This window comes from Tsukamurella paurometabola DSM 20162 (assembly GCF_000092225.1).
Classification (GTDB): domain Bacteria; phylum Actinomycetota; class Actinomycetes; order Mycobacteriales; family Mycobacteriaceae; genus Tsukamurella; species Tsukamurella paurometabola.
In genome coordinates, this window is sequence record NC_014158.1 from 4,244,818 (window position 1) to 4,263,179 (window position 18,362).

The window sequence follows — 18,362 nt, forward strand, 5'->3', positions numbered from 1 at the left end:
ACCGGCCTCACAGACACTAGGAAGCAATCACATGATCAACGCCGTCGGCGTTCCCCAGTCCATCCTGCTGCTCGGCGGCACCTCGGAGATCGGCCTCGCCATCGTCGAGGAGTACCTCGCCAAGGGCACCCAGCACGTGGTGCTCGCGGCGCTGCCGAACGATCCCCTTCGTGAGCAGTCCGTGGCCCAGGTCAAGGCCGCCGGCGCCGCCACCGTGAAGGTCGTCGATTTCGACGCCACCGCCTTCGACACCCACGCCGCCGCCATCGATGAGGCCTTCGCCGACGGTGACATCGACGTGGCCGTCGTGGCCTTCGCCCTCGACGGCGATCCCGAGGAGCTGTGGCAGAACCAGCAGAAGGCCGCGCTGGTGGCGCAGGTGAACTTCTCGGGGTCGGTCTCCGTCGGCGTTCTACTCGGCCAGAAGTTCAAGGCCCAGGGCCACGGTCAGATCATCGCCATGAGCTCGGTCGCCGGTGAGCGCGTGCGCCGCAGCAACTTCGTCTACGGCGCCACCAAGGCCGGCTTCGACGGCTTCTACCTCAACCTCGGCGAGGCCCTCGAGCCCTACGGCGCGTCGGTCACCGTGGTCCGTCCGGGTATGGCGCGCACGAGGTTCTCGGCGCACGTCGCCAAGGAGGCGCCGCTCACGCTCGACAAGGAGCAGGTCGCGAAGATCGCCGTGGACGCCGCCATCGCCGGCAAGCCGCTGGTGTGGGCGCCCGCCCCCTTCCGGTTCGTGATGATGGGGCTCAAGGCCGTGCCGCGGCCGCTGTTCAAGAAGCTGCCCATCTAGTGCGGGCCGCCCGCACCGAACGTGACCAATTAGTCTGACCGCGTGACTGACACGCACATCGGAACCGGCACCGTCGCCCCCGCCGGAACCGTCCGGGCCCGCGATCTGGTGCTCGACCTGGCCGCCGCCGCGATCCTCGCGGCGGCGGTTTCGGTGATCGGGTGGTTCGCGATCCAGTCGGTGGAATGGCCCGCGTACAACAGCTCCAACGTGACCCGCTCGCTCGCGACCGTTGCGCAGGTCGCAGCGGTGGTGATCCTCACCGGATCCGCCTGGGTATTGAGCCTGGGCCGTTCCGCCCGGCCGCTGCGAATGCTCTCCTTCGCGACGATCTCCGGCTTCGTGACGGCGACCTTGGCGCTGCCGCTGGGCGGCACCACGCTGTATCTCGGCGGCATCTCGGTCGATCAGCAGTTCCGCACCGAGTTCCTCACCCGGTTCACCTCCTCGCCGCGGCTGGCCGATATGACCTACGTCGATATGCCGCCGCTGTACTCACCCGGGTGGTTCTGGCTGGGCGGTCGCTTCGCGAGGATCTTCGGCTTCGACGGCTGGGAGGCCTTCCAGCCCTGGTCGGTGCTCTCGTTGTCCGTCGCAGCCGCCCTCGCGGCGGCACTGTGGTTCGCGATCGTCAGCCCTGCCAAGGCGGTCGCCGCGACCTTGGCGACCACCATCGCGATGCTGCTCTACGGTTCCGCCGAACCCTACGGCGCCGTCGTGACCATCCTGCTGCCACCGGTGCTGATCTTCGCCTGGCGCGCGGTGACCCGCGGCGACCGGCTGGCGCTCGCGATCACCGCGATCTATCTCGGTGGCGCGCTGTGGTTCTACACGCTCTACCTCGGCGTCGCCGCGTTCGTCGTCGTCCTGATGGGCGTGCTCGCGCTGGTCGCATCGTGGGTGCGCGAGCGCCGCATCGACTGGCAGATCCCCGGCCGGGTGGCGGTCATCGGCGTGATCACGATCGCCCTCGGGCTGCCCGCGTACGGTCCGTTCCTGCTCCGAATGGCCAAGGAACCCTCGGAATCGCGCGGTTCCGCGTTCCACTACCTACCCGAACAGGGAGCGGTGCTGCCGATGCCGATGCTGCACTTCTCGCTGCTCGGGGCGCTCGCCCTGATCGGTGTGGTGTGGGTGCTGGTGCGGTTCCGGTCGACTCCCGAGGCGCAGGCTCTCGGCATCGGCATCGTCGGGGTGTACCTGTGGGCACTGCTGTCGATGGTGGCCACCGTCGCGCAGACCACGCTGCTGGGCTTCCGCACCGAGCCGGTGCTGCATGTGCTGCTGGCGGCTGCCGGTGCGCTCGGCGCGGTGGCCATCGCGGGCTCACTCGGAGACGGATATCCCCGGTACCGGCAGGCCGGTGTGATCCTCGCCGGGGTGGCGGCGATCGGTGTGGCGCAGACGATCCCCGCGCAGCTGGCCGGGGAGATCGCGGTCGCCTATTCGGATACGGACGGAAACGGCAACCGCGGCGATCGCCGGCCGGCGGGCGCGGAATCGTCGTATCGCGACGTGGACGCGGCCATCCTGGCGGCCACCGGTCGACCCCGTACCGACACCGTGGTGCTCACCGCGGACTACGGCTTCCTCGCGATCTACCCGTACTGGGGCTTCCAGAACCTGACCTCGAATTACGCGAACCCCTTGGCGCAGTTCACTGCCCGGTCGGAGGCGATCGAGGCGTGGTCGAAGATGACCTCGACGGACGAATTCCTCGGTGCGCTCGGCACCGCACCGTGGCGCCCGCCGAACGCCTTCGTGTTCCGCAAGTCCTCCGACGGGCTCGCGCTGCGGCTCGCCGAAGATGTCTACCCGAATGATCCCAACGTGCGCCGGTACACCGTGACGTTCCCCGAGAAGCTGTTCGCGGACCCACGATTCAGCTCCACCGAGGTGGGTCCTTTCGTCGTGATCGTGAGGAAGTGACCGTGTCGGTTCGCCGTTCCGTCCAAGAATTCCTACAACGCCGGAGCCTGCTGCCCGGCGCGATCGACGCGGCACTGTCCGGCCCCGGCCGAAGCCTGCGGGGGCTGCGGATCGTGGTGACGGGCGCTTCGTCGGGCATAGGTCGCGAGGCCGCCATCCAGCTGGCCGAGCGCGGCGCCCACGTGATCGCGGTGGCCCGGCGCGAGCCGGAACTCGAGCAGCTGTGCGCGATCACCGGTGGCGAGTACCGAGTATGCGATCTGACGGATACCGCATCGATCGACGGCCTGCTCGCCGAGCTCGGCGACGTGGATGTGCTGATCAATAACGCCGGGCACTCGATCCGCCGGTCGATCGCCGATTCCACGGATCGGCTGCACGATTTCCAGCGCACCATGAACCTCAACTACTTCGCAGCCGTTCACCTCGCATTGGGCGTGCTGCCGGGGATGATCGAGCGCGGTCGCGGGCAGATCGTGAACGTGTGCACCTGGGGGCTGCTGGCCAACACGTTTCCGCGATTCTCCGCGTACGGGGCGTCGAAGAGTGCGCTAGCGATCTTCGGGCGCAGCCTGAATGCGGAGCGGCCGCACCCCGGTGTGCACGCCACCAACGTGTACTTCCCGCTGGTGCGCACCGAGATGATCGCCCCCACCGAGGAATACGAGGCCGTCGGCGCACTGGAGCCCGACGAGGCCGGCCGGTGGATCGTCCGCGCGGTGACGCACCAGCCGATCGAGGTCTCCCCCGCCGCGCTGCGTGCGGTGCTGCCGGTGGTCGACCTGCTGTCGCCGTCGGCCTCGGATCGCACCATCTCGTCGCTTACCTGATCCGGGTCCGCGAATCCCTTACCCCGAGAAACTTAGATATGCCTCGCCTTACTCGTGGCGTACGCTACCCCGGTGATGCATAGAACTCTCGCCCGCCGACTCGCGCCCGCAGTCGTCCTCCTGGCCGCCGCCGTCGGTGTGACCGCCTGCTCGAACTCGTCCGACTCCCAGGGCTCCGGCAACACCGACGTGGCCGCCGGCGGTGAGCGTTTCGGCACCGCCGACGCCGAGACCGCCAAACTCGGCACCGATGCCAAACCCGGGGTCTTCCCGCGCACCGTCCGACACGCAGCGGGCGTCACCGAGATTCCGAAGAAGCCGGAGCGCATCGTCGTGCTCGACACCGGCGAGTTGGATTCCGTTCTCAGCCTGGGGCTCAAGCCCGTCGGCATGGTCGAGACCGAAGGTAGTAGTTCGGTGCCGACGTACCTCGCCGACAAGGTGCAGGGCGTCGAGCGGGTCGGCAAGATCCAGAACGTGAACGTCGAGGCGATCGCCAGACTCAAGCCCGACCTGATCCTGGGAAGCAAACTGCGTGTGGACAAGCTGTACCCGCAGCTCTCCGCGATCGCGCCGACCGTCTTCTCGATCCGGCCCGGATTCCCGTGGAAGGAGAACTTCCGCCTGATCGGAGCCGCTACGGGCGAGGAGACGAAGACCGTCGAGCAGTTGAACCGGTACGCCGACAATGCACGAGCCCTGTCCGCACGATTCACCGGCACCAAACCCACCATCTCCCTGCTGCGATTCATGCCCGGGAAGATGCGCGTGTACGCCGACAAGTCGCTGATCGGTGTGATCCTTCAGGACGCCGGCCTACCCCGCCCGGCCGGACAGAACGTGGACGAGCTGGCCGTCGAGATCTCGATGGAGAACCTCTCGAAGGCCGACGGCGATTACCTGTTCTACTCCAGTTACGGCAAGCCCGAGAACACCGGTGAAACCGCGGCGATCACTGGCCCCGCGTGGTCACAGCTGGGCGCGGTGCAGCGAGGCAAGGCCTTCCGAGTGGACGACGATGTGTGGTACCTGGGCCTCGGTCCCACCGGCGCCAGCCTCATCGTGCAGCAGCTGGGCGAGTTCCTGGCGAAGTAACCCACTCACCGCCCCCCGAGGGAGCTGGGAACTGGCACGCTGTGACAATAGTTACATCTGTGTCTCATGTTGTTCATGTGGTTTTTGGGATTCGGACAGTGGAGCTGTTCTAAGGTTCCCCCATGACGACCCGCCGGAGTTTCCTGCGCGCCGGTGCGGCCACTCTCGCCGTAGCCGCAACGAGTGCCGTGACCACCCGTTACGCCCACGCCGTGCCGGGGATCGCCACCGCCACCGGTACCGTCGGCACCACGCTCGACCGCGTCTGCGTGCCCGGCACTGCGCGGGCCGGCGGCTACCGCCCGCTGGTGCCCGGCGCCGGCTGGCCCCTGTACGTACGCCAGGAGCTAGCCACCGCCGGCGCCGCGCGCGAGACCACGCGCGCGCCACTCGCCTCCTTCGTACAGATCACCGACATGCACATCGTCGACGCGCAGAGCCCCGCCCGGTTCGAATTCATCCACCCGTTCCAGGGCCCGGCCTTCCGGCCGCAGGAGACACTGACCACGCAGGGCGCAGTGGCGCTGGTACAGCGGATCAATGCCCTGCCCGGCGGCCCGTTCACCGGGCGCCCGTTCGACTGCGTGATCACCACCGGTGACAACACGGACAATCGGGAGTTGGCCGAGCTCAACTGGTTCCAGACGGTGCTCTCGGGCGGAACCATCGTGCCCAACACCGGAGCCCCCGACCGATTCGAGGGGCTGCAGGCCAAGGGCGCGGCACTGTACTGGCAGCCCGAATCCCCGTACTGGGACATGTATAAGGACAAGGGCTTCCAACAGATTCCGGGTTTCCTCAACGCGGCGATCGGCGCGCACACCAGTCCCGGCCTGCGCACCCCGTGGTACGCGGTGGTCGGCAATCACGATGACAGCCTGCTCGGCACCCTGCCCAACGGCGTCGCCGACTGGCTGTACCTGTCCCCCGTCAAGTTCGACATTCCGCACACCGACCCGGCCGCTTTGGCGATCGCCCGCGCGCTTACCAGCGACCCGTCCCAGCTGGGCCCGATGCTCACGCAGCTCAAACTGTCCGGCCCGGTCATCCCGGTCACCCCGGACCCGAAGCGGGCACCGTTCAGCCCCCGCGAATTCGTGCGCCGGCACTTCGATCCCGCGCTCACCGGCCCCGGCCCCGTCGGACACGGGTTCTCCAGCCCGGACGGCCCCACCTGGTACACCTTCCAGCTCGCGCCCGGGGTCGTGGGCATCGCGCTCGATACGACCAACAACCTCGGGCTCGCGGAGGGCACGATCGGTGAGAAGCAACTGGCATGGCTGGTCGGTCAACTCGCGGCACATCCGGATCAATTGGTGATCGTGTTCAGCCACCACACATCTCGGTCGATGACGGCCAAGCTGCCCGATCCCGAGGAACCGGGTGAGAAGCAGTACGACGGCAACGTCCTCGTGTCGACGCTCGCGCAACACCCGAACGTGATCGCCTGGGTGAACGGCCACACCCACAAGAACGAGATGATCGCGCACGCCGGTGCCACCCCGAAGCAGAGCTTCTGGGAGATCAATACCGCCAGCCACGTTGACTTCCCGCAGCTCGCCCGCATCATCGAGATCACGGATAACCGGGACGGCACGCTGAGCCTGTTCACCCCGCTGATCGAGGCGGACAGCCCCGTGACCGCGAATCCGTCGGATCTCAGCTCGCAGGGCCTGGCCAGCCTGTACCGCGAGCTGTCGTACAACGACGTGCACCGCGACGATAAGCTGCTCGGCGCCGAGGCCGACCGCAACTGCGAACTGCTCCTCACCCACCCGCTGCGCTGACCGATTACGCGGTGTGCGAAACCGCACCTCCACTGCGAGCTTCTGCGCAGGCGGCCGGGCAGACTCGGGGGCGACGTCGCACCGCGACGAGAAGGAGGCACCGAGGTGACCACCGCAGAAGCCCTCGCCGCCATCGACCGCAGTGAGGTAGTGCAGCTGACCACTATGACCCGCGACGGGCGCGCGATCTCTACTCCGGTGGGCGCCACCGTGACCGACGGTGTGGTGTACATCCGTAGCCAGCGCCGGGCGAAAGGCCTGTGGTACCGCCGGGCCCTGAACACACCGCGTGGAACCATCGAGGTGGGCCCTGTCGCACTGCCCGTGACATTCGCGCACGTCGACGATGTGGCCGAGCTGCGTCGGCTCCGCGACGCAACCCTCGCCAAGTACGGCGGCGCACTCCGTTCACTGCTGCTGCGGCCGGCGCTGTGGTGGACCCGCGACGTGGTGATCCGGGCGACGCCCGCCTGAGTATGACGGCGCGGTTGCGTCCCGCCGTGCCGGCCACGCAGACTGGATCTGTGATGACGACCGTTCGCGAGATCCGGATCGCGGGCGCGGGTCCCGCGGGGCTGACCACCGCTGCTGCGCTGATCGCCGCCTCCGAGGCGCCGGAGCGGGTCGTCGTGCATGAGGCCGTCGACGAAGCCGCCGCCGTCGGTACCGGCGCGTTTCTGGGCTTGTCGCCGTCGGTGTTCGGCGCGTTGGGCCGGTTCGGCTCGCTCGAAGTACTGTTCCGGGAGGCGCCTACGATCGGCGCGATCCGTCTGGTCCAGCCCGACGGTGCCGATGTCACCCGGCCGTTGCCCGGTCCGCTGTGCATGGTCACGCGGCGAGGGCTGGTCGCTGCACTGCTCGATGGCGTACGCGAATCCGGCGTCGAAGTGCGATTCGGATCCGCCGTCACACAGGATGATTCGTTCGATGGATGGACCGTTGGCGCCGACGGCGTGCATTCAGCGGTTCGCCGATTCGCCGGGTTCGAGCACCTGCCCGCCCCCATCGCCCCGGGGATCAGTGCCCGGTTCGCGCCTCGGTTCACCGGTACCGCACCAGATCTGGATCGGGATGTGCTCACATTCTTCCGTGGCGATCGCGGGGCCGCTGCCGGATTCCTCGCCGGTGATCACGGAGTGCTGGCCTTCACCCGCACCCCCGACGGTGCAACGCTCGGGGAGCTGGGATTCCGGCTCAACGATGCCGTGCTCGACGCCCTGGACGGTGGGTGCGACGCCCCCATCCGGGTGTGGGAGACCCCGGTACCCGAGTCCGTCGGCGACGGCGGCAACCCCTGGCGAGCCGGACGGTCGTTGCTGATCGGCGACGCGGCGCACGCGAAATCGCCAGCCTCCGGGAGCGGCGCCGCCGATGCCATCACCGATGCCCTGCACCTCGCACCGGCACTTCACTCCAGGTCCGACGATGCGGTGACAGCGGCAATGGACGAACTCCTCGCCCGCGAGCGTGCCCGCCGCATACCCGGCCCGCCCCGCTGATCGGCGGCGGCTGGCCAGGAGGACGTCACCCAATTGAACTAGGCTGCGTCAGGAATGTTTGCGGGCACGCTTGCGCGCCAGGTGTTGTCGGTGTCGTGTTCGTGCAGAAGTGCTTCGAGTACGGGTGGGCCGTGCGGGCCATCGAGGATCGCGTCGATATCGGTGTAGGTGGTATCGATGCGGTCCTGGTACTGGACGCGTAGATCCTCTGCTCGCCATTGCCTGCGGAGTTGTTCGCGGGTGCGGTGCCAGCGTTCGAGGGCCTGGTAATACAGCTCGGCGGCGTGGTGGTTGTGGTTGATGCGGTGCTTGCCGGTGGGGTCGGCGTTGCGGCGCCATCCGATCCGCCCGGCGTAGTCGCCGATGGGGACGACGATGGTCTCCATCCCACTGGGTGTGGGATTGACTTTGGCGTGGTGGGCATCGCACGCAAGGGTGAGGCCGGTGATGTCGGTGCGCCCGCCACGCTGCCATTCGGTGACGTGATGCACCTGCGTCCGCGTCGCGGGGGCATCGCAGCCCGGTGCGCTACAGCCCCGTTCGCTGCCGTAGAGCGCGATCCGCTGATCCGCGGTGGCGAGACGCTTCTCTCGACCGAGGAACAGGGGTCGTTGGTGGAGGTCGAGGAGGAGGACGTATTTCGGGTTGGTGCCCGCCATGCGGATGGCGTCTGTGATGGACAGCCTGCCGCCGGTGGCGGTGGTCGCGATCCCGACCTCGGATTCGAGCTGATCGATGCCCATGGTGATGATCGGAACGCATGACAGTCCGCGGTGCTGGCCGAGTTCACCCGACGAGACCGCGAGCCGCAGGGCGTGCGTCAACGCGTCGTGTTGGCGTTGGGCGAGGCTGCGGTGATCCCGCTCCGCCGCCTCGTGCAACTGGTCGGCGGTGGCGCCCTCAGCCGGGCTGTCGGGATCGTCCGGGTTGTGCACCCCGGGGCGGGCGTATTTCGCGAATACCGCTTCCATCAACGCCCGGCATTCGGCGGACATCGTGCCGCCGAAGTCCGAGATCAGATTCTTATCCTGGCGCCCGATTTCCAGTCCGCGGGCGCGGCGTGCTTTCTCCGGGTTCGGCTCCACTCCATCGGGGTCCAGCAACTCGATCGCCCGCTGGCCGACCTTGGCTACGTCTTCGGGGGTGACCTCCCGCGCCGCCGTCACCAGAATGTCTTCCAACACGTCGGGCTGATCCACACTGGGTGGGCAGGACCGGAACACCTGCTCGATCACCAACGCATGCCGTTCACTGATCGCCCCCTGCCGCTGCGCCGCCAACGTCAACGCGAACCGCGGCTGCGCAACACCACAGGGCAGGTGCTCGATCGCCCGGCCCCGCGCACCGGCAACCCGGTCGCGGGCTTCGGCGCCGGCGAGCCGTAACCGATCCACCAACATTTCCTTGAGGCCGGTGTAGCCGAGGCTGCCGGGCAGGCCCTGCTCGTGCGCGACCTGCACCAGCGCGTGCTGCGCCACCGGCACCTTCCGCGCCGCAACTTCCAGCCGCGACAACGCCTCCAACACTTCGGGGGAGGACAGCAGCACCGGATCCGTGGAGGCCAGGATTTCAGTGGCGTGTTCGAAGGCGGCGAGCGCATCCAAATACTGCGCTGACGTGCACACCGTCTCGGTCATCGCCGCCTCCCTCCCGCTTCCTATTCTACTCGAAAGTTTCGAGACTGCAACAGGTTTCGAACATGATTTCTATGTTGTCGCTGAGGTTGTCGAGGCGCAGGTGAAGCACGAACTCGGCCACACATGCGCCCTCTCTTGAGCGCGGGTGCCGCCTGTCCTGTGCTGCGACCGGGCACACGTGGACGGGCACGGCCACTGCGTCCCCTCGCACGAACCTCCGCCCCGGCAGCCTCCAGGCATCGACGGTCACCGATCACACGGCAGCGTTCCGAGCCGCAGTTGTAAGGAGTTGTCAGCCGCCGGCTGTACCGGCGCAGGAGCGCTACAGTCCCCGCGCAGCGAGGGCCTCACCCAGGAGATCGGCATCCCGGATGAGGCGGACCAGCACCGTCGGAAGAACGCGGACCAGAGAGGCGCGCTGTCCCCGTGCCCAGGCGGCCTCGCGGGTTTGCCGGACGATGGCGATCACGGTCGGGATCGACCGAATAGTCAAGGCCACCAAGAGTTCCACCCGCCACCCCAATACTCTGCCGGCGAGCGAGGCGAGATCGGCGACCCGGGTGGTGAACACCAGCAGATTGCCTGCCAGCACGCCCACGATCAGTTGCCCCACCGGACCGACGGCATCGCGCGCCCCGCCGGGCCATCCCCGGCTGAGGAGGTAGAACCCCGTCAGTATCACGGCGAACAGCAGCGCCGGTGCAACCGCGCGCCAGAGGTACACCGGTCGCAACCGTGCGATCGGAAATAGCAGCGCCACAACGCCTGCCGCCGCGGCGAGCGGCACCGGTCGCGGTACGATCGCGAGCAGGGTGACCAGCACCAGCATCGTCGCCAGTTTCGACCAGGCGGGGAGTCGGTGGACCGGCGAATCACGCGAGACGTACTGGCCGATCACTGTTCCGCCAGCTCCCGGTATGCGGAAATCGCTGCGGCAGGGGCACCGTCGAAGACCACCGCGCCCTCGTCCATCACCAGCACCCGATCGAAATCGTCGAGCAATTCCAGGTGATGCGTCAACAGGATCACCTGCTGTTCCAGCGCGGCGATCCGGGTTCGCACCGTGAGCACATTCCGCAGATCCAACAGCGTGGTCGGCTCGTCGCACACCAGGATCTTGGGCTCGGTCACCAACACCGACGCGAAGGCCAACATCTGCTTCTGCCCCGAACTGAGCAGCTGCGCCGGTGCGTCCGCGTGGTCGGCGAGACCGAACTCGGTGAGAACCTGCACCACCCGCTCCCGGATCCGCGCCGTCTGCGCAGCATCGAGCCGACCGCGGCGCCGGCCCCGCGGCCGCAGCGACAACGCGACGTCCTCTGCGGGCGTGGGCATCACGATCTGCGCCGACGCATCGGCGAACATGAACCCGACCTGCGCGCGGACTTCGGCCCGGTGCTTGCGCACGTCCAGGCCGAGCGTGTGGACGGATCCGCGGTCCGGGACGACGAGCCCGTTCACGGTGCGCGCCAAGGTCGATTTCCCCGAACCGTTCGCACCGATGATCCCGACCCGGCGTTCTGTCAGCTCCGCCGAGACACCGCGCAACACGGTGCGCTCGTCGTAGGCGTGCCAGACGTCGTCGAGAACGATCACGCCGGGCGCTGCGCGATCCTGGGATAGGCCCGCACCACGGTCACCGTCACCAGCGCGGTGATGGCCACCTTGATCAGATCTCCGGGAAGGAACTGCACGGCGTTCGAGGCGAGCGCGAACAGGCCGCTCCCGGTGCGCCACGCCGACCATGGGATGCCCACCGCGTAGACGATCACCATCAGGCCGATCACGTTGGCCAGGGCCACCTTCCACACGCTAGTGCGACCCCACCGGTCCACCAGGTAGCCGGTCACCAGGGCGCCGATGATCGCGCCCACCAGGTATCCGCCGGTGGGCCCGGTGAGTACCGCCGGTCCGCCACGGCCACCCGCGGCGATCGGCAGGCCGATCACGATGAGCAGTACGTACAGCGCTACCGAGGCGCCGCCCCAGGGGAACCCGAGCAGGGTGGCCGCCAGCATGAACCCCAGGGTCTGCAGGGTGATCGGCGTGATGCCGCCGAAGCTGATACCGGGCGGCATCGCGAGCACCGCCATGAGCGCGGTGAACATGGCGATGAGAGCCAGGTCGCGCGGGGTGGCGCGGTAGGTCGAAGCGTTGAACACGGTTCAAGAAGTAATCCGGTGCTCGGCTAGAGTCAAGTCCGTGGCCATCAACCGACAGGACGTGCTGACCTCCGCGATCGGCGTCCTCGATCAGGTGGGGCTCCCCGATCTCACGATGCGCCGCGTGGCCGGCGAGCTGGGGGTGGCTCCCGGCGCCCTCTACTGGCATATCCCCAATAAACAATCCCTGCTCGCGGCGATCGCCGACACCATCCTCGCCGACCCCGCCCTCGCGGCAGCCGCATCGAAGTCCCGGATGCGCTGGGACCGCCAGCTCACCGGGTACGCGCACGCCCTGCGCACCGTGCTGCGCCGGCACCGGGACGGCGCCGAGGTGGTCTCCGCATCACTGGCCTCGCAGTTGGGCACCAAGAATCTGCACGCCCAGATCGCCGAGATCGCGACCTCCGCAGGCGCGAAACCCGCCGATGCGTCCGCCGTCGCCCTCACGCTGGCCCACTTCGTCGTGGGCTTCACCTTCGAGGAACAGACCCGCGAGGCCATGAGCCGCGCCGGCGCGGCGGCGGGCGAGCTGGACGAACCCGGCACCGACCGGGCCTTCGCCGGCGGCGTCGACCTCATCATCGACGGCCTCCGCAGCCGCCTACCCGGCTTGTAGCGAAGCCGGTCAGCGCCCGATCAGCGCCGCCGCCCGATCCACCGCGTAGCCGTAACCCGCGATGCCGCACCCTGCGATCACCGCAGCGGCGACCGGCGAAACGAAGGAGTGCTGCCGGAAGGCCTCGCGCGCGTGCACGTTGGAGATGTGTACCTCGATCACCGGGAGCTCGGGAATGACCAAGGCATCGGCCAGGGCCACCGAGGTGTGCGTCCACCCCGCCGGATTGATCACGATCGCCGAGAATTCCTTGGACCGCGCCGCATGATGGATCCACTCGATCATTTCGGCCTCGTCGTTGGTCTGCCGCACATCGACGGAGACTCCGGCCGCGGTACCCGCGCGCTCGCATTCGGCGACGACGTCGGCGTACGAACTCGTCCCGTAGACCTCGGGCTGCCGCACCCCGAGCATGTTGAGATTCGGTCCGTTCAGCACCAGGATGACAGAGGCCATAGGCCCGTAGCCTAGCCTTCTTCACAGCACGACTCCGAGATCGAAATCCCACGGCGTGCGCATCCGGGCTTCGGCCATGTAGGGTGCTATGTATTCGTAAACACTGAAGGGAGGGCCTGATGACCACGTTCGCGGCCAAGCTGAACCGACTTTTCGAGGTGGTGCATCCTGCCGACCGCGGCCCCTACACCTCGTCCGAGTTCTGCCGGATGGTGGAGGAGAGCGGCGGCAAGCTGTCCGTTCCCTATCTCTCGCAGCTCCGGTCGGGCCGTAGCTCGCGCCCCGCGTACGACATGGTCGCGTCCATCGCGCAGACCTTCGGCGTGCGGGCCGAGTACTTCTCCGATCCGCTGTACGAGCGCGAGGTGCTCGCCGACCTCGAGCTGACCCGCGAGCTCCGCGAGTCCGGCATGCTCGAAATGGCCCGTCGTTCGGTGAAGCTGTCGGCGGATCGTCGCGCCGCACTCGCCGGCCTCCTGGCCGAGTTCGAGGCCGAGGAGAACGGCGAGAAGCCCGCCTCCTAGGCGACCCGCTCAACCCGACAGGGCTCAGCGCACCCGCTCCATCAGGGGCGACGTGGTGTGCTGGGCCCTGCTCGTTACGGCGGACACCCACCGCGCGGTGCGCCACCCCGCCGGCGGCGCCAGATCGGCCGCGGTGATCGAACCATAGGGCGTGATCTGGTCGAGCCAGGTAGCCACGGCGCGCGCCCGCTCGCCGGCCGCGGCATCGCTGTGCAAGGAATCCCCCGGACGGGCCAGCAGCGCCCACCCGTCGAGAACGACACCGGCACGCGCATCCACGAGCTCGACCCACCCTCCACCGGGCCGGACCACGGCCTCCAGGTCGGGGAAGAGTTCGCGCACCTGCTCGTACGCCGGTCGATAACGGAACCACTCACGAGTGGCGACGAGCGCCGTCACCAGCCAGGACGCCATCAGCACCAGGGCCCAGCTCGCGAACCCGGCGTCCAGCATCAGCCGGTTCAGGCGCAGTGCCCAGACACCGACTCGCAGGTGCTGAAGCAGAAATCCACCGGCGATCACGTTCGCGACCGCGACCACCGCGAGAACCGCGCCACCGCCCGCGAGGATGAGCAACTGCGGCCGGTGCATCCGCGTGCGCTGCGAGGCCCGCCACGACGAGAGTGCGACCACCAGCGCCGTCACCATCAGGCAGCCGTAAACGAGTGCGGTCTCCAATGCCAGGCCCACCACGTTGCTGTTCCTGAGCAGTGTCGGATCGGCGTGCCGCACCAGCACGGCATTGCCCACCACGAGCGCCATCGCGACGAACACCGGCACTATCCGCACCACGATGCGCGGTCGCGAGGCGCTCCCGTCGAGGGCGAGCGCGAAGACGAGCGCACCTACGCACGCCACCAGGAGCAGGAGCCGCTGCACCGTGATGACCTCGGATTCGACGAGCCCGGCATGCACCAGAGCATCGGTCGCAGCAGGCGTGTCGACGGTGACCATCACGGCCAGCGCGACGGCGGTGAGCAGTGCGGCACCGGCCGGAGTGTTCCGGTTGTTCTGCCAGCGGCTGAACCGTTCCAAAGCGCCGAGCCACAGGATCGGCGCAACGAGAGAAGCGATCATCCCAGCAGCTCGTCGACCACCGCGTCCACGGAACCTGCCGTACCGCCCGATGTGACACGCCGGACCAGCAGGGTGGCGAACGATTCCGCCTCCCGCTCGGCCTTGGCCGCCCGGGCACCGTCGGGGTCCGAGGAACACCCCTGCGGATGGTCGAGCACCAGATGTCCCAGTTCGTGCGCCAGCGTCTGCTCCGGGGTCGCGATGCCGGTCGAGACCATGAGCAGGTCCCGCTCGTCATTGCGCAACCACATACCGAAAACCCCCACGGGCAGCGTCTGGCGGCGCACGTCGATCGGGCGCCCCCGGTGCTCGGCGTAGGCCGCGACCACCTCGGCGACCGTCCTCGGCCCCGCGCCAGAGGCCGGAGTCACGGCACGCACGACCGCCCGCACTGCGCGGGTCGCTCGATCGATGCCTGCCATAGAGAAGACGATACGTCCGATCACCATGTTTCAGTGCAGAGAGCGTCCGCTGAGGGCAATTCGCCTGCAAAGGTCCGCTATTTCCCCAGGTCGGGATCCCAAGGGGTGGCGCAGCTGACACCGTGACCGGTAATGGCGAGCCCCTCGGTAGCGACGATTAGAATCGCTGAGTGCCCGAACCGTCCACGGCCCTGCGAGCCGCCCGTCGCACCGCATGGACGGCCGCCGTCACCGGTGTGCTGGGCGTTCTGTTCGCGGTGCTCACCCCGTTCATGCCGGTCAACCAGAGCACCGCCGCGCTCGACTGGCCGCAGCGCGGCAGCCTCGAATCGGTCACTGCACCCCTGGTCTCGTACGTTCCCGACCGGATCGACATCGCCGTGCCGTGCACCGCCGTCGATCGCCTCCCCGGCGGCGTCGGCACCCTGGTGGCCACGGGACCGTCGGACTCCCCCGACACCATCCGGCGCGGCATGTCCATCGGTGTGCTCGGCACCGCCGGCGCACCACCCGAACAGCGGCGACTCGAGGTGATCGTCCGCAATACGCCGCTGCTCAGCGTTCCCGTGTCCGAGCTCGCCCGGACCGGCTGCGGTCAGATCACCTTCACCGGTGACACCAAGCGGGTGCAGGCCACGGTCTCCGGTCTCACCGGGCCCGACGGTGCACCGCTCACCGGCGGCAAGGACAACGGCTTCGATTACCGCCCGCAGACAGTGGGCGTCTTCACCCAGCTCACCGGCCCGGTCACCGCGGACACCGCGATCGAGTTCCACGCCGCGATCGACACCCGCTACACCACCACACCGTCGGTCCTGCGCTGGTTCGTGATCGTGCTGGCCGTGCTCATGATCCTGGCCAGCCTGGTGACGCTGCACCGGCTGGACGTGGCGGCCGACGGACGCCGGCACCGCCGGGTGCTGCCCGAGGGCTGGTGGCGGCCGAGCAAGCTCGACAGCACCGTGCTCTCGATCCTGGTCGCCTGGCACTTCATCGGCGCCAATACCTCCGATGACGGCTACATCCTCACGATGGCCCGCGCCGCCAGCGAGGCGGGGTACACCGCCAACTACTACCGCTGGTACGGCGCACCGGAGACCCCGTTCGGCTGGTACTACCAGGCCTTCGCCTGGCTCGGCCAGATCAGCTCGGCGAGCCCGTGGGTGCGGCTCCCGGCGCTGATGTGCGGGATCGCGACCTGGCTGATCATCAGCCGTGAGGTGGTGCCCCGGCTGGGCCGGGCGGCCCGGTCGTCGCTGGCCCTGTGGGCCGCCGGCGGCGTTTTCCTGATCTTCTGGATGGCCTTCAACAACGGCCTGCGCCCCGAGCCCGTGATCGCGCTCGGCGCACTCCTGACCTGGTGTTCGGTCGAGCGCGCCATCGCGACCGGACGGATACTGCCCTTCGCCGCCGCCGCGATCATCGCGGGCTGGACGGTGGCGGCCGGACCGACCGGGATCATGACCGTGGCGGCGCTCCTCGCCGGCGTGCGGCCGGTGGGCCGACGCATCCTGCGCCGCGCGCGCACCGGCACCGTCTCCTTCCGCCTCGGGCTGGTCGCGAATGCGGCTCCGGTGTTCGCGGGCGGGGTGCTCCTGGTACCCATCATCTTCTCCAAGCTGACCGCGTCGGCGTTCCTCGCCAAGACGCTGATGCAGTCGTCGGTGGGCACCGTCGTCGACACGAAGAAGTGGTACAACGAGATCGACCGGTACTCGGCGCTGTTCACCTTCACCGCCGACGGGGGTGTGGCCCGACGGTTCGCGGTCCTGATCACACTGCTGTGTCTGCTGTTGGCAGGCGCGGTCCTGCTCCGCAAGGGACGGGTGCCCGGCACCAGTCTGGGGCCGGGCCGACGCGTGGTGGCCGTGACCTTCGGCGGACTACTGCTGCTCATGTTCACCCCGACCAAATGGACGCACCAGTTCGGTGCGTTCGCCGGTCTCGCCGGAGCACTGGCGGCGCTCACCGCGGTGGCGATCGCGCCGGTCGCGATGCGCAGCGCCCGTAACCGGGCGCTCACCGCGGCCTCGGTGTTCTTCGTGCTCGGCCTCTCGTTCAGCGGTCCCAACGGATGGTGGTACGCCAGCAATTACGGCGTCCCGTGGGGCGAGTCGACGGTGCTCGCGCTCGGCACGGTCTTCTTCGTTGCAGCCGCCCTCTCGGTGTGCGCGGCGGGGTGGCTGCACTTCCACGAGCCGCAACCGGCGCCGGTCCCCGTGTTCGTGACGCGGATCGTCGCCTTCTTCGGTCGCCAGTCGCCGATCGCCTGGGCCTCCGGGTTCGTCGTGCTGATGTGTGTCGGCACGCTCACTGCGACCACGGTGCTCACCCAGTACTCCTCGTATTCGGTCGGCAAGGGCAACCTGCGCGCGCTGGTCGGGAAGGAGTGCAACATGGCCGATTTCGTGCTCACCGAACCGGACGCCACCGGCGGCCTGCTCACCCCGCTCGGCGGGGACGTGCGAAACGGCCTGGCCGGTCCGGGCACCGTCGGCGTCTCGCCCGACGGGGTCCCGCCGATCATCAATGCCACCACCTCGTCGGCCACCGACGATTCGTCGACCTCGCTGGACGCGATGGTGCGACTGCCGCAGGAGACCACGTCGGGACGCACGGACAGCGCCGGGATCAACGGCTCGCACATGAAGCTGCCGTACGGCCTGGACCCCGCTCGCACTCCGGTGCTCGGCTCCTACTCGGCGGAGCAGCAGAACCGCGCGAAGGTCGTGACCCAGTGGTATCCGTTGCCCGCGCCCTCGGCCGACCGATCGCTGCTGACGCTGTCCGCGGCCGGGCGGTTCACCGACGACGAGCTGTACCTGGAATACACCACCGCACCGGTGACCGGCCCCGACCTGCCGGTCGCCGGGAAGAAGGGGTTCATCGACATCGGACCCAAACCCGCCTGGCGGAACCTGCGGCTGCCGCGTACCGACCTCCCCGACGGGGTGACTGCGGTGCGCGTGGTCGCGATCGACGACGATCTCGCGATCGATCACTGGCTGGCCATCACGCCGCCGCGGATGCCGGCCTTGCAGACCGCGCAGCAACTCATCGGTTCCACCGACCCGGTGCTGGTGGACTGGACGTCGGGTTTGACCTTCACGTGCCAGCGGCCCTTCCTGCACCGCGACGGGGTCGCGGAGGTGCCGCTGTGGCGGATCACGCCCGACCAGAACCTGGCGCCGGTGACCACCGAGTGGGAGGGCACATTGGGCGGCGGCCCCGTCGGCTGGACGCAGATGCTGCTGCGCCAGGAGAAGGTGCCCGCGTATCTCAAGGGCGATCTGGGCCAGGACTTCGGCGAGGTGATGCGGTTGGTGCCGTACAGCCCGGCGCGGCCGGCCGATCTCACGCTGGGTAGCCGCACCGTGTGGGGCACCCATGTGGAGGCGCCTATCCGCAAGGACAAGTCGGATTCCTGACCCTGTTCCTGACCGCGCCGACCCCGCGGGCTGAGAATCCCCTGAACGAATCCGCACGTAGGCGGGCCGGAGGGCGGAGTTCGAGGCCCTCTCGAATACCA

Annotated in this window: 17 protein-coding genes; 10 read left to right on the forward strand and 7 right to left on the reverse strand. The window is 68.5% G+C overall.

The window, feature by feature from the left end:
- The first annotated feature begins 31 nt into the window (after nt 1-31).
- The 7 genes from dprE2 to TPAU_RS23760 all read left to right on the forward strand — a co-directional run bounded on the left by dprE2 (nt 32) and on the right by TPAU_RS23760 (nt 7,936).
- Nucleotides 32-796 carry a decaprenylphospho-beta-D-erythro-pentofuranosid-2-ulose 2-reductase gene (dprE2, locus tag TPAU_RS20615; RefSeq protein WP_013128678.1) on the forward strand — a complete coding sequence of 255 codons (765 nt, stop codon included), beginning with the start codon at nt 32-34 and terminating at the stop codon, nt 794-796.
- A gap of 42 nt (nt 797-838) precedes the next feature.
- Entirely contained in the window at nt 839-2,725 is a 1,887-nt protein-coding gene (locus TPAU_RS20620) for a galactan 5-O-arabinofuranosyltransferase (protein WP_013128679.1), read from the forward strand.
- A gap of 2 nt (nt 2,726-2,727) precedes the next feature.
- On the forward strand, nt 2,728-3,555 hold the full coding sequence (locus TPAU_RS20625; RefSeq protein WP_013128680.1) for an SDR family NAD(P)-dependent oxidoreductase: 828 nt from the start codon (nt 2,728-2,730) through the stop codon (nt 3,553-3,555).
- Between the two features lie 75 nt (nt 3,556-3,630).
- Complete coding sequence (locus tag TPAU_RS20630; RefSeq protein ID WP_041945346.1) at nt 3,631-4,650, forward strand: ABC transporter substrate-binding protein; 1,020 nt, start codon at nt 3,631-3,633, stop codon at nt 4,648-4,650.
- 122 nt (nt 4,651-4,772) lie between these two features.
- Nucleotides 4,773-6,437, forward strand: a complete 1,665-nt coding sequence (locus tag TPAU_RS20635) for a TIGR03767 family metallophosphoesterase (protein WP_013128682.1) — start codon at nt 4,773-4,775, stop codon at nt 6,435-6,437.
- 105 nt (nt 6,438-6,542) lie between these two features.
- Nucleotides 6,543-6,911 (forward strand): DUF2255 family protein, encoded by a 369-nt coding sequence (locus tag TPAU_RS20640; RefSeq protein WP_013128683.1) that lies wholly within the window; start codon nt 6,543-6,545, stop codon nt 6,909-6,911.
- 53 nt (nt 6,912-6,964) lie between these two features.
- A complete protein-coding gene (locus TPAU_RS23760; RefSeq protein ID WP_013128684.1) occupies nt 6,965-7,936 on the forward strand; it encodes an FAD-dependent monooxygenase in 972 nt (323 codons plus the stop codon).
- A gap of 38 nt (nt 7,937-7,974) precedes the next feature.
- Here the strand turns inward: TPAU_RS23760 and TPAU_RS20650 are convergent, their stop codons facing one another.
- The 4 genes from TPAU_RS20650 to TPAU_RS23645 all read right to left on the reverse strand — a co-directional run bounded on the left by TPAU_RS20650 (nt 7,975) and on the right by TPAU_RS23645 (nt 11,735).
- Nucleotides 7,975-9,573, reverse strand: coding sequence for an HNH endonuclease signature motif containing protein (locus TPAU_RS20650; RefSeq protein WP_013128685.1), 1,599 nt, complete (start codon nt 9,571-9,573; stop codon nt 7,975-7,977).
- A gap of 322 nt (nt 9,574-9,895) precedes the next feature.
- The gene (locus tag TPAU_RS20655) at nt 9,896-10,471 is read right to left on the reverse strand and encodes an energy-coupling factor transporter transmembrane component T family protein (protein WP_013128687.1); all 576 of its coding nucleotides are present in this window, start codon (nt 10,469-10,471) and stop codon (nt 9,896-9,898) included.
- Entirely contained in the window at nt 10,468-11,169 is a 702-nt protein-coding gene (locus TPAU_RS20660) for an energy-coupling factor ABC transporter ATP-binding protein (protein ID WP_013128688.1), read from the reverse strand. Before TPAU_RS20660 ends, TPAU_RS20655 begins: the two co-directional genes overlap by 4 nt.
- Nucleotides 11,166-11,735: a biotin transporter BioY gene (locus TPAU_RS23645; protein ID WP_013128689.1), complete on the reverse strand. Its 570-nt coding sequence runs from the start codon at nt 11,733-11,735 to the stop codon at nt 11,166-11,168. The genes TPAU_RS20660 and TPAU_RS23645 overlap by 4 nt, the downstream gene beginning before the upstream one ends.
- Before the next feature lie 40 nt (nt 11,736-11,775).
- On the opposite strand from TPAU_RS23645, the gene TPAU_RS20670 reads away from it, so the two are divergent.
- On the forward strand, nt 11,776-12,354 hold the full coding sequence (locus TPAU_RS20670) for a TetR/AcrR family transcriptional regulator C-terminal domain-containing protein (protein ID WP_013128690.1): 579 nt from the start codon (nt 11,776-11,778) through the stop codon (nt 12,352-12,354).
- Nucleotides 12,355-12,363: 9 nt separating this feature from the next.
- On the opposite strand, the gene aroQ is transcribed toward TPAU_RS20670, so the two are convergent.
- Complete coding sequence (aroQ, locus tag TPAU_RS20675; protein WP_013128691.1) at nt 12,364-12,810, reverse strand: type II 3-dehydroquinate dehydratase; 447 nt, start codon at nt 12,808-12,810, stop codon at nt 12,364-12,366.
- Nucleotides 12,811-12,929: 119 nt separating this feature from the next.
- Between aroQ and TPAU_RS20680 the strand changes: the two genes are divergently transcribed.
- Nucleotides 12,930-13,334 carry a hypothetical protein gene (locus tag TPAU_RS20680; RefSeq protein WP_013128692.1) on the forward strand — a complete coding sequence of 135 codons (405 nt, stop codon included), beginning with the start codon at nt 12,930-12,932 and terminating at the stop codon, nt 13,332-13,334.
- A 24-nt stretch (nt 13,335-13,358) separates the two neighbouring features.
- Here TPAU_RS20680 and TPAU_RS20685 read toward each other — a convergent pair whose 3' ends face one another.
- Both TPAU_RS20685 and TPAU_RS22095 read right to left on the reverse strand, forming a co-directional pair.
- Entirely contained in the window at nt 13,359-14,411 is a 1,053-nt protein-coding gene (locus TPAU_RS20685) for a hypothetical protein (RefSeq protein WP_013128693.1), read from the reverse strand.
- A complete protein-coding gene (locus tag TPAU_RS22095) occupies nt 14,408-14,833 on the reverse strand; it encodes an ImmA/IrrE family metallo-endopeptidase (RefSeq protein WP_147291121.1) in 426 nt (141 codons plus the stop codon). The genes TPAU_RS20685 and TPAU_RS22095 overlap by 4 nt, the downstream gene beginning before the upstream one ends.
- 170 nt (nt 14,834-15,003) lie before the next feature.
- Between TPAU_RS22095 and TPAU_RS20695 the strand changes: the two genes are divergently transcribed.
- Entirely contained in the window at nt 15,004-18,261 is a 3,258-nt protein-coding gene (locus tag TPAU_RS20695) for an arabinosyltransferase domain-containing protein (protein ID WP_013128695.1), read from the forward strand.
- Nucleotides 18,262-18,362: the final 101 nt, after the last annotated feature.

Excerpts from the sequence above, each read along its gene's own strand:
- TPAU_RS20635 (WP_013128682.1), top strand. The coding sequence starts at position 4,773 with ATGACGACCCGCCGGAGTTTCCTGCGCGCCGGTGCGGCCACTCTCGCC.
- aroQ (WP_013128691.1), bottom strand. The coding sequence starts at position 12,810 with ATGGCCTCTGTCATCCTGGTGCTGAACGGACCGAATCTCAACATGCTC.
- TPAU_RS20650 (WP_013128685.1), bottom strand. The coding sequence starts at position 9,573 with ATGACCGAGACGGTGTGCACGTCAGCGCAGTATTTGGATGCGCTCGCC.
- TPAU_RS22095 (WP_147291121.1), bottom strand. The coding sequence starts at position 14,833 with ATGGCAGGCATCGATCGAGCGACCCGCGCAGTGCGGGCGGTCGTGCGT.
- TPAU_RS20685 (WP_013128693.1), bottom strand. The coding sequence starts at position 14,411 with ATGATCGCTTCTCTCGTTGCGCCGATCCTGTGGCTCGGCGCTTTGGAA.
- TPAU_RS20680 (WP_013128692.1), top strand. The coding sequence starts at position 12,930 with ATGACCACGTTCGCGGCCAAGCTGAACCGACTTTTCGAGGTGGTGCAT.
- TPAU_RS20630 (WP_041945346.1), top strand. The coding sequence starts at position 3,631 with ATGCATAGAACTCTCGCCCGCCGACTCGCGCCCGCAGTCGTCCTCCTG.
- dprE2 (WP_013128678.1), top strand. The coding sequence starts at position 32 with ATGATCAACGCCGTCGGCGTTCCCCAGTCCATCCTGCTGCTCGGCGGC.
- TPAU_RS23760 (WP_013128684.1), top strand. The coding sequence starts at position 6,965 with ATGACGACCGTTCGCGAGATCCGGATCGCGGGCGCGGGTCCCGCGGGG.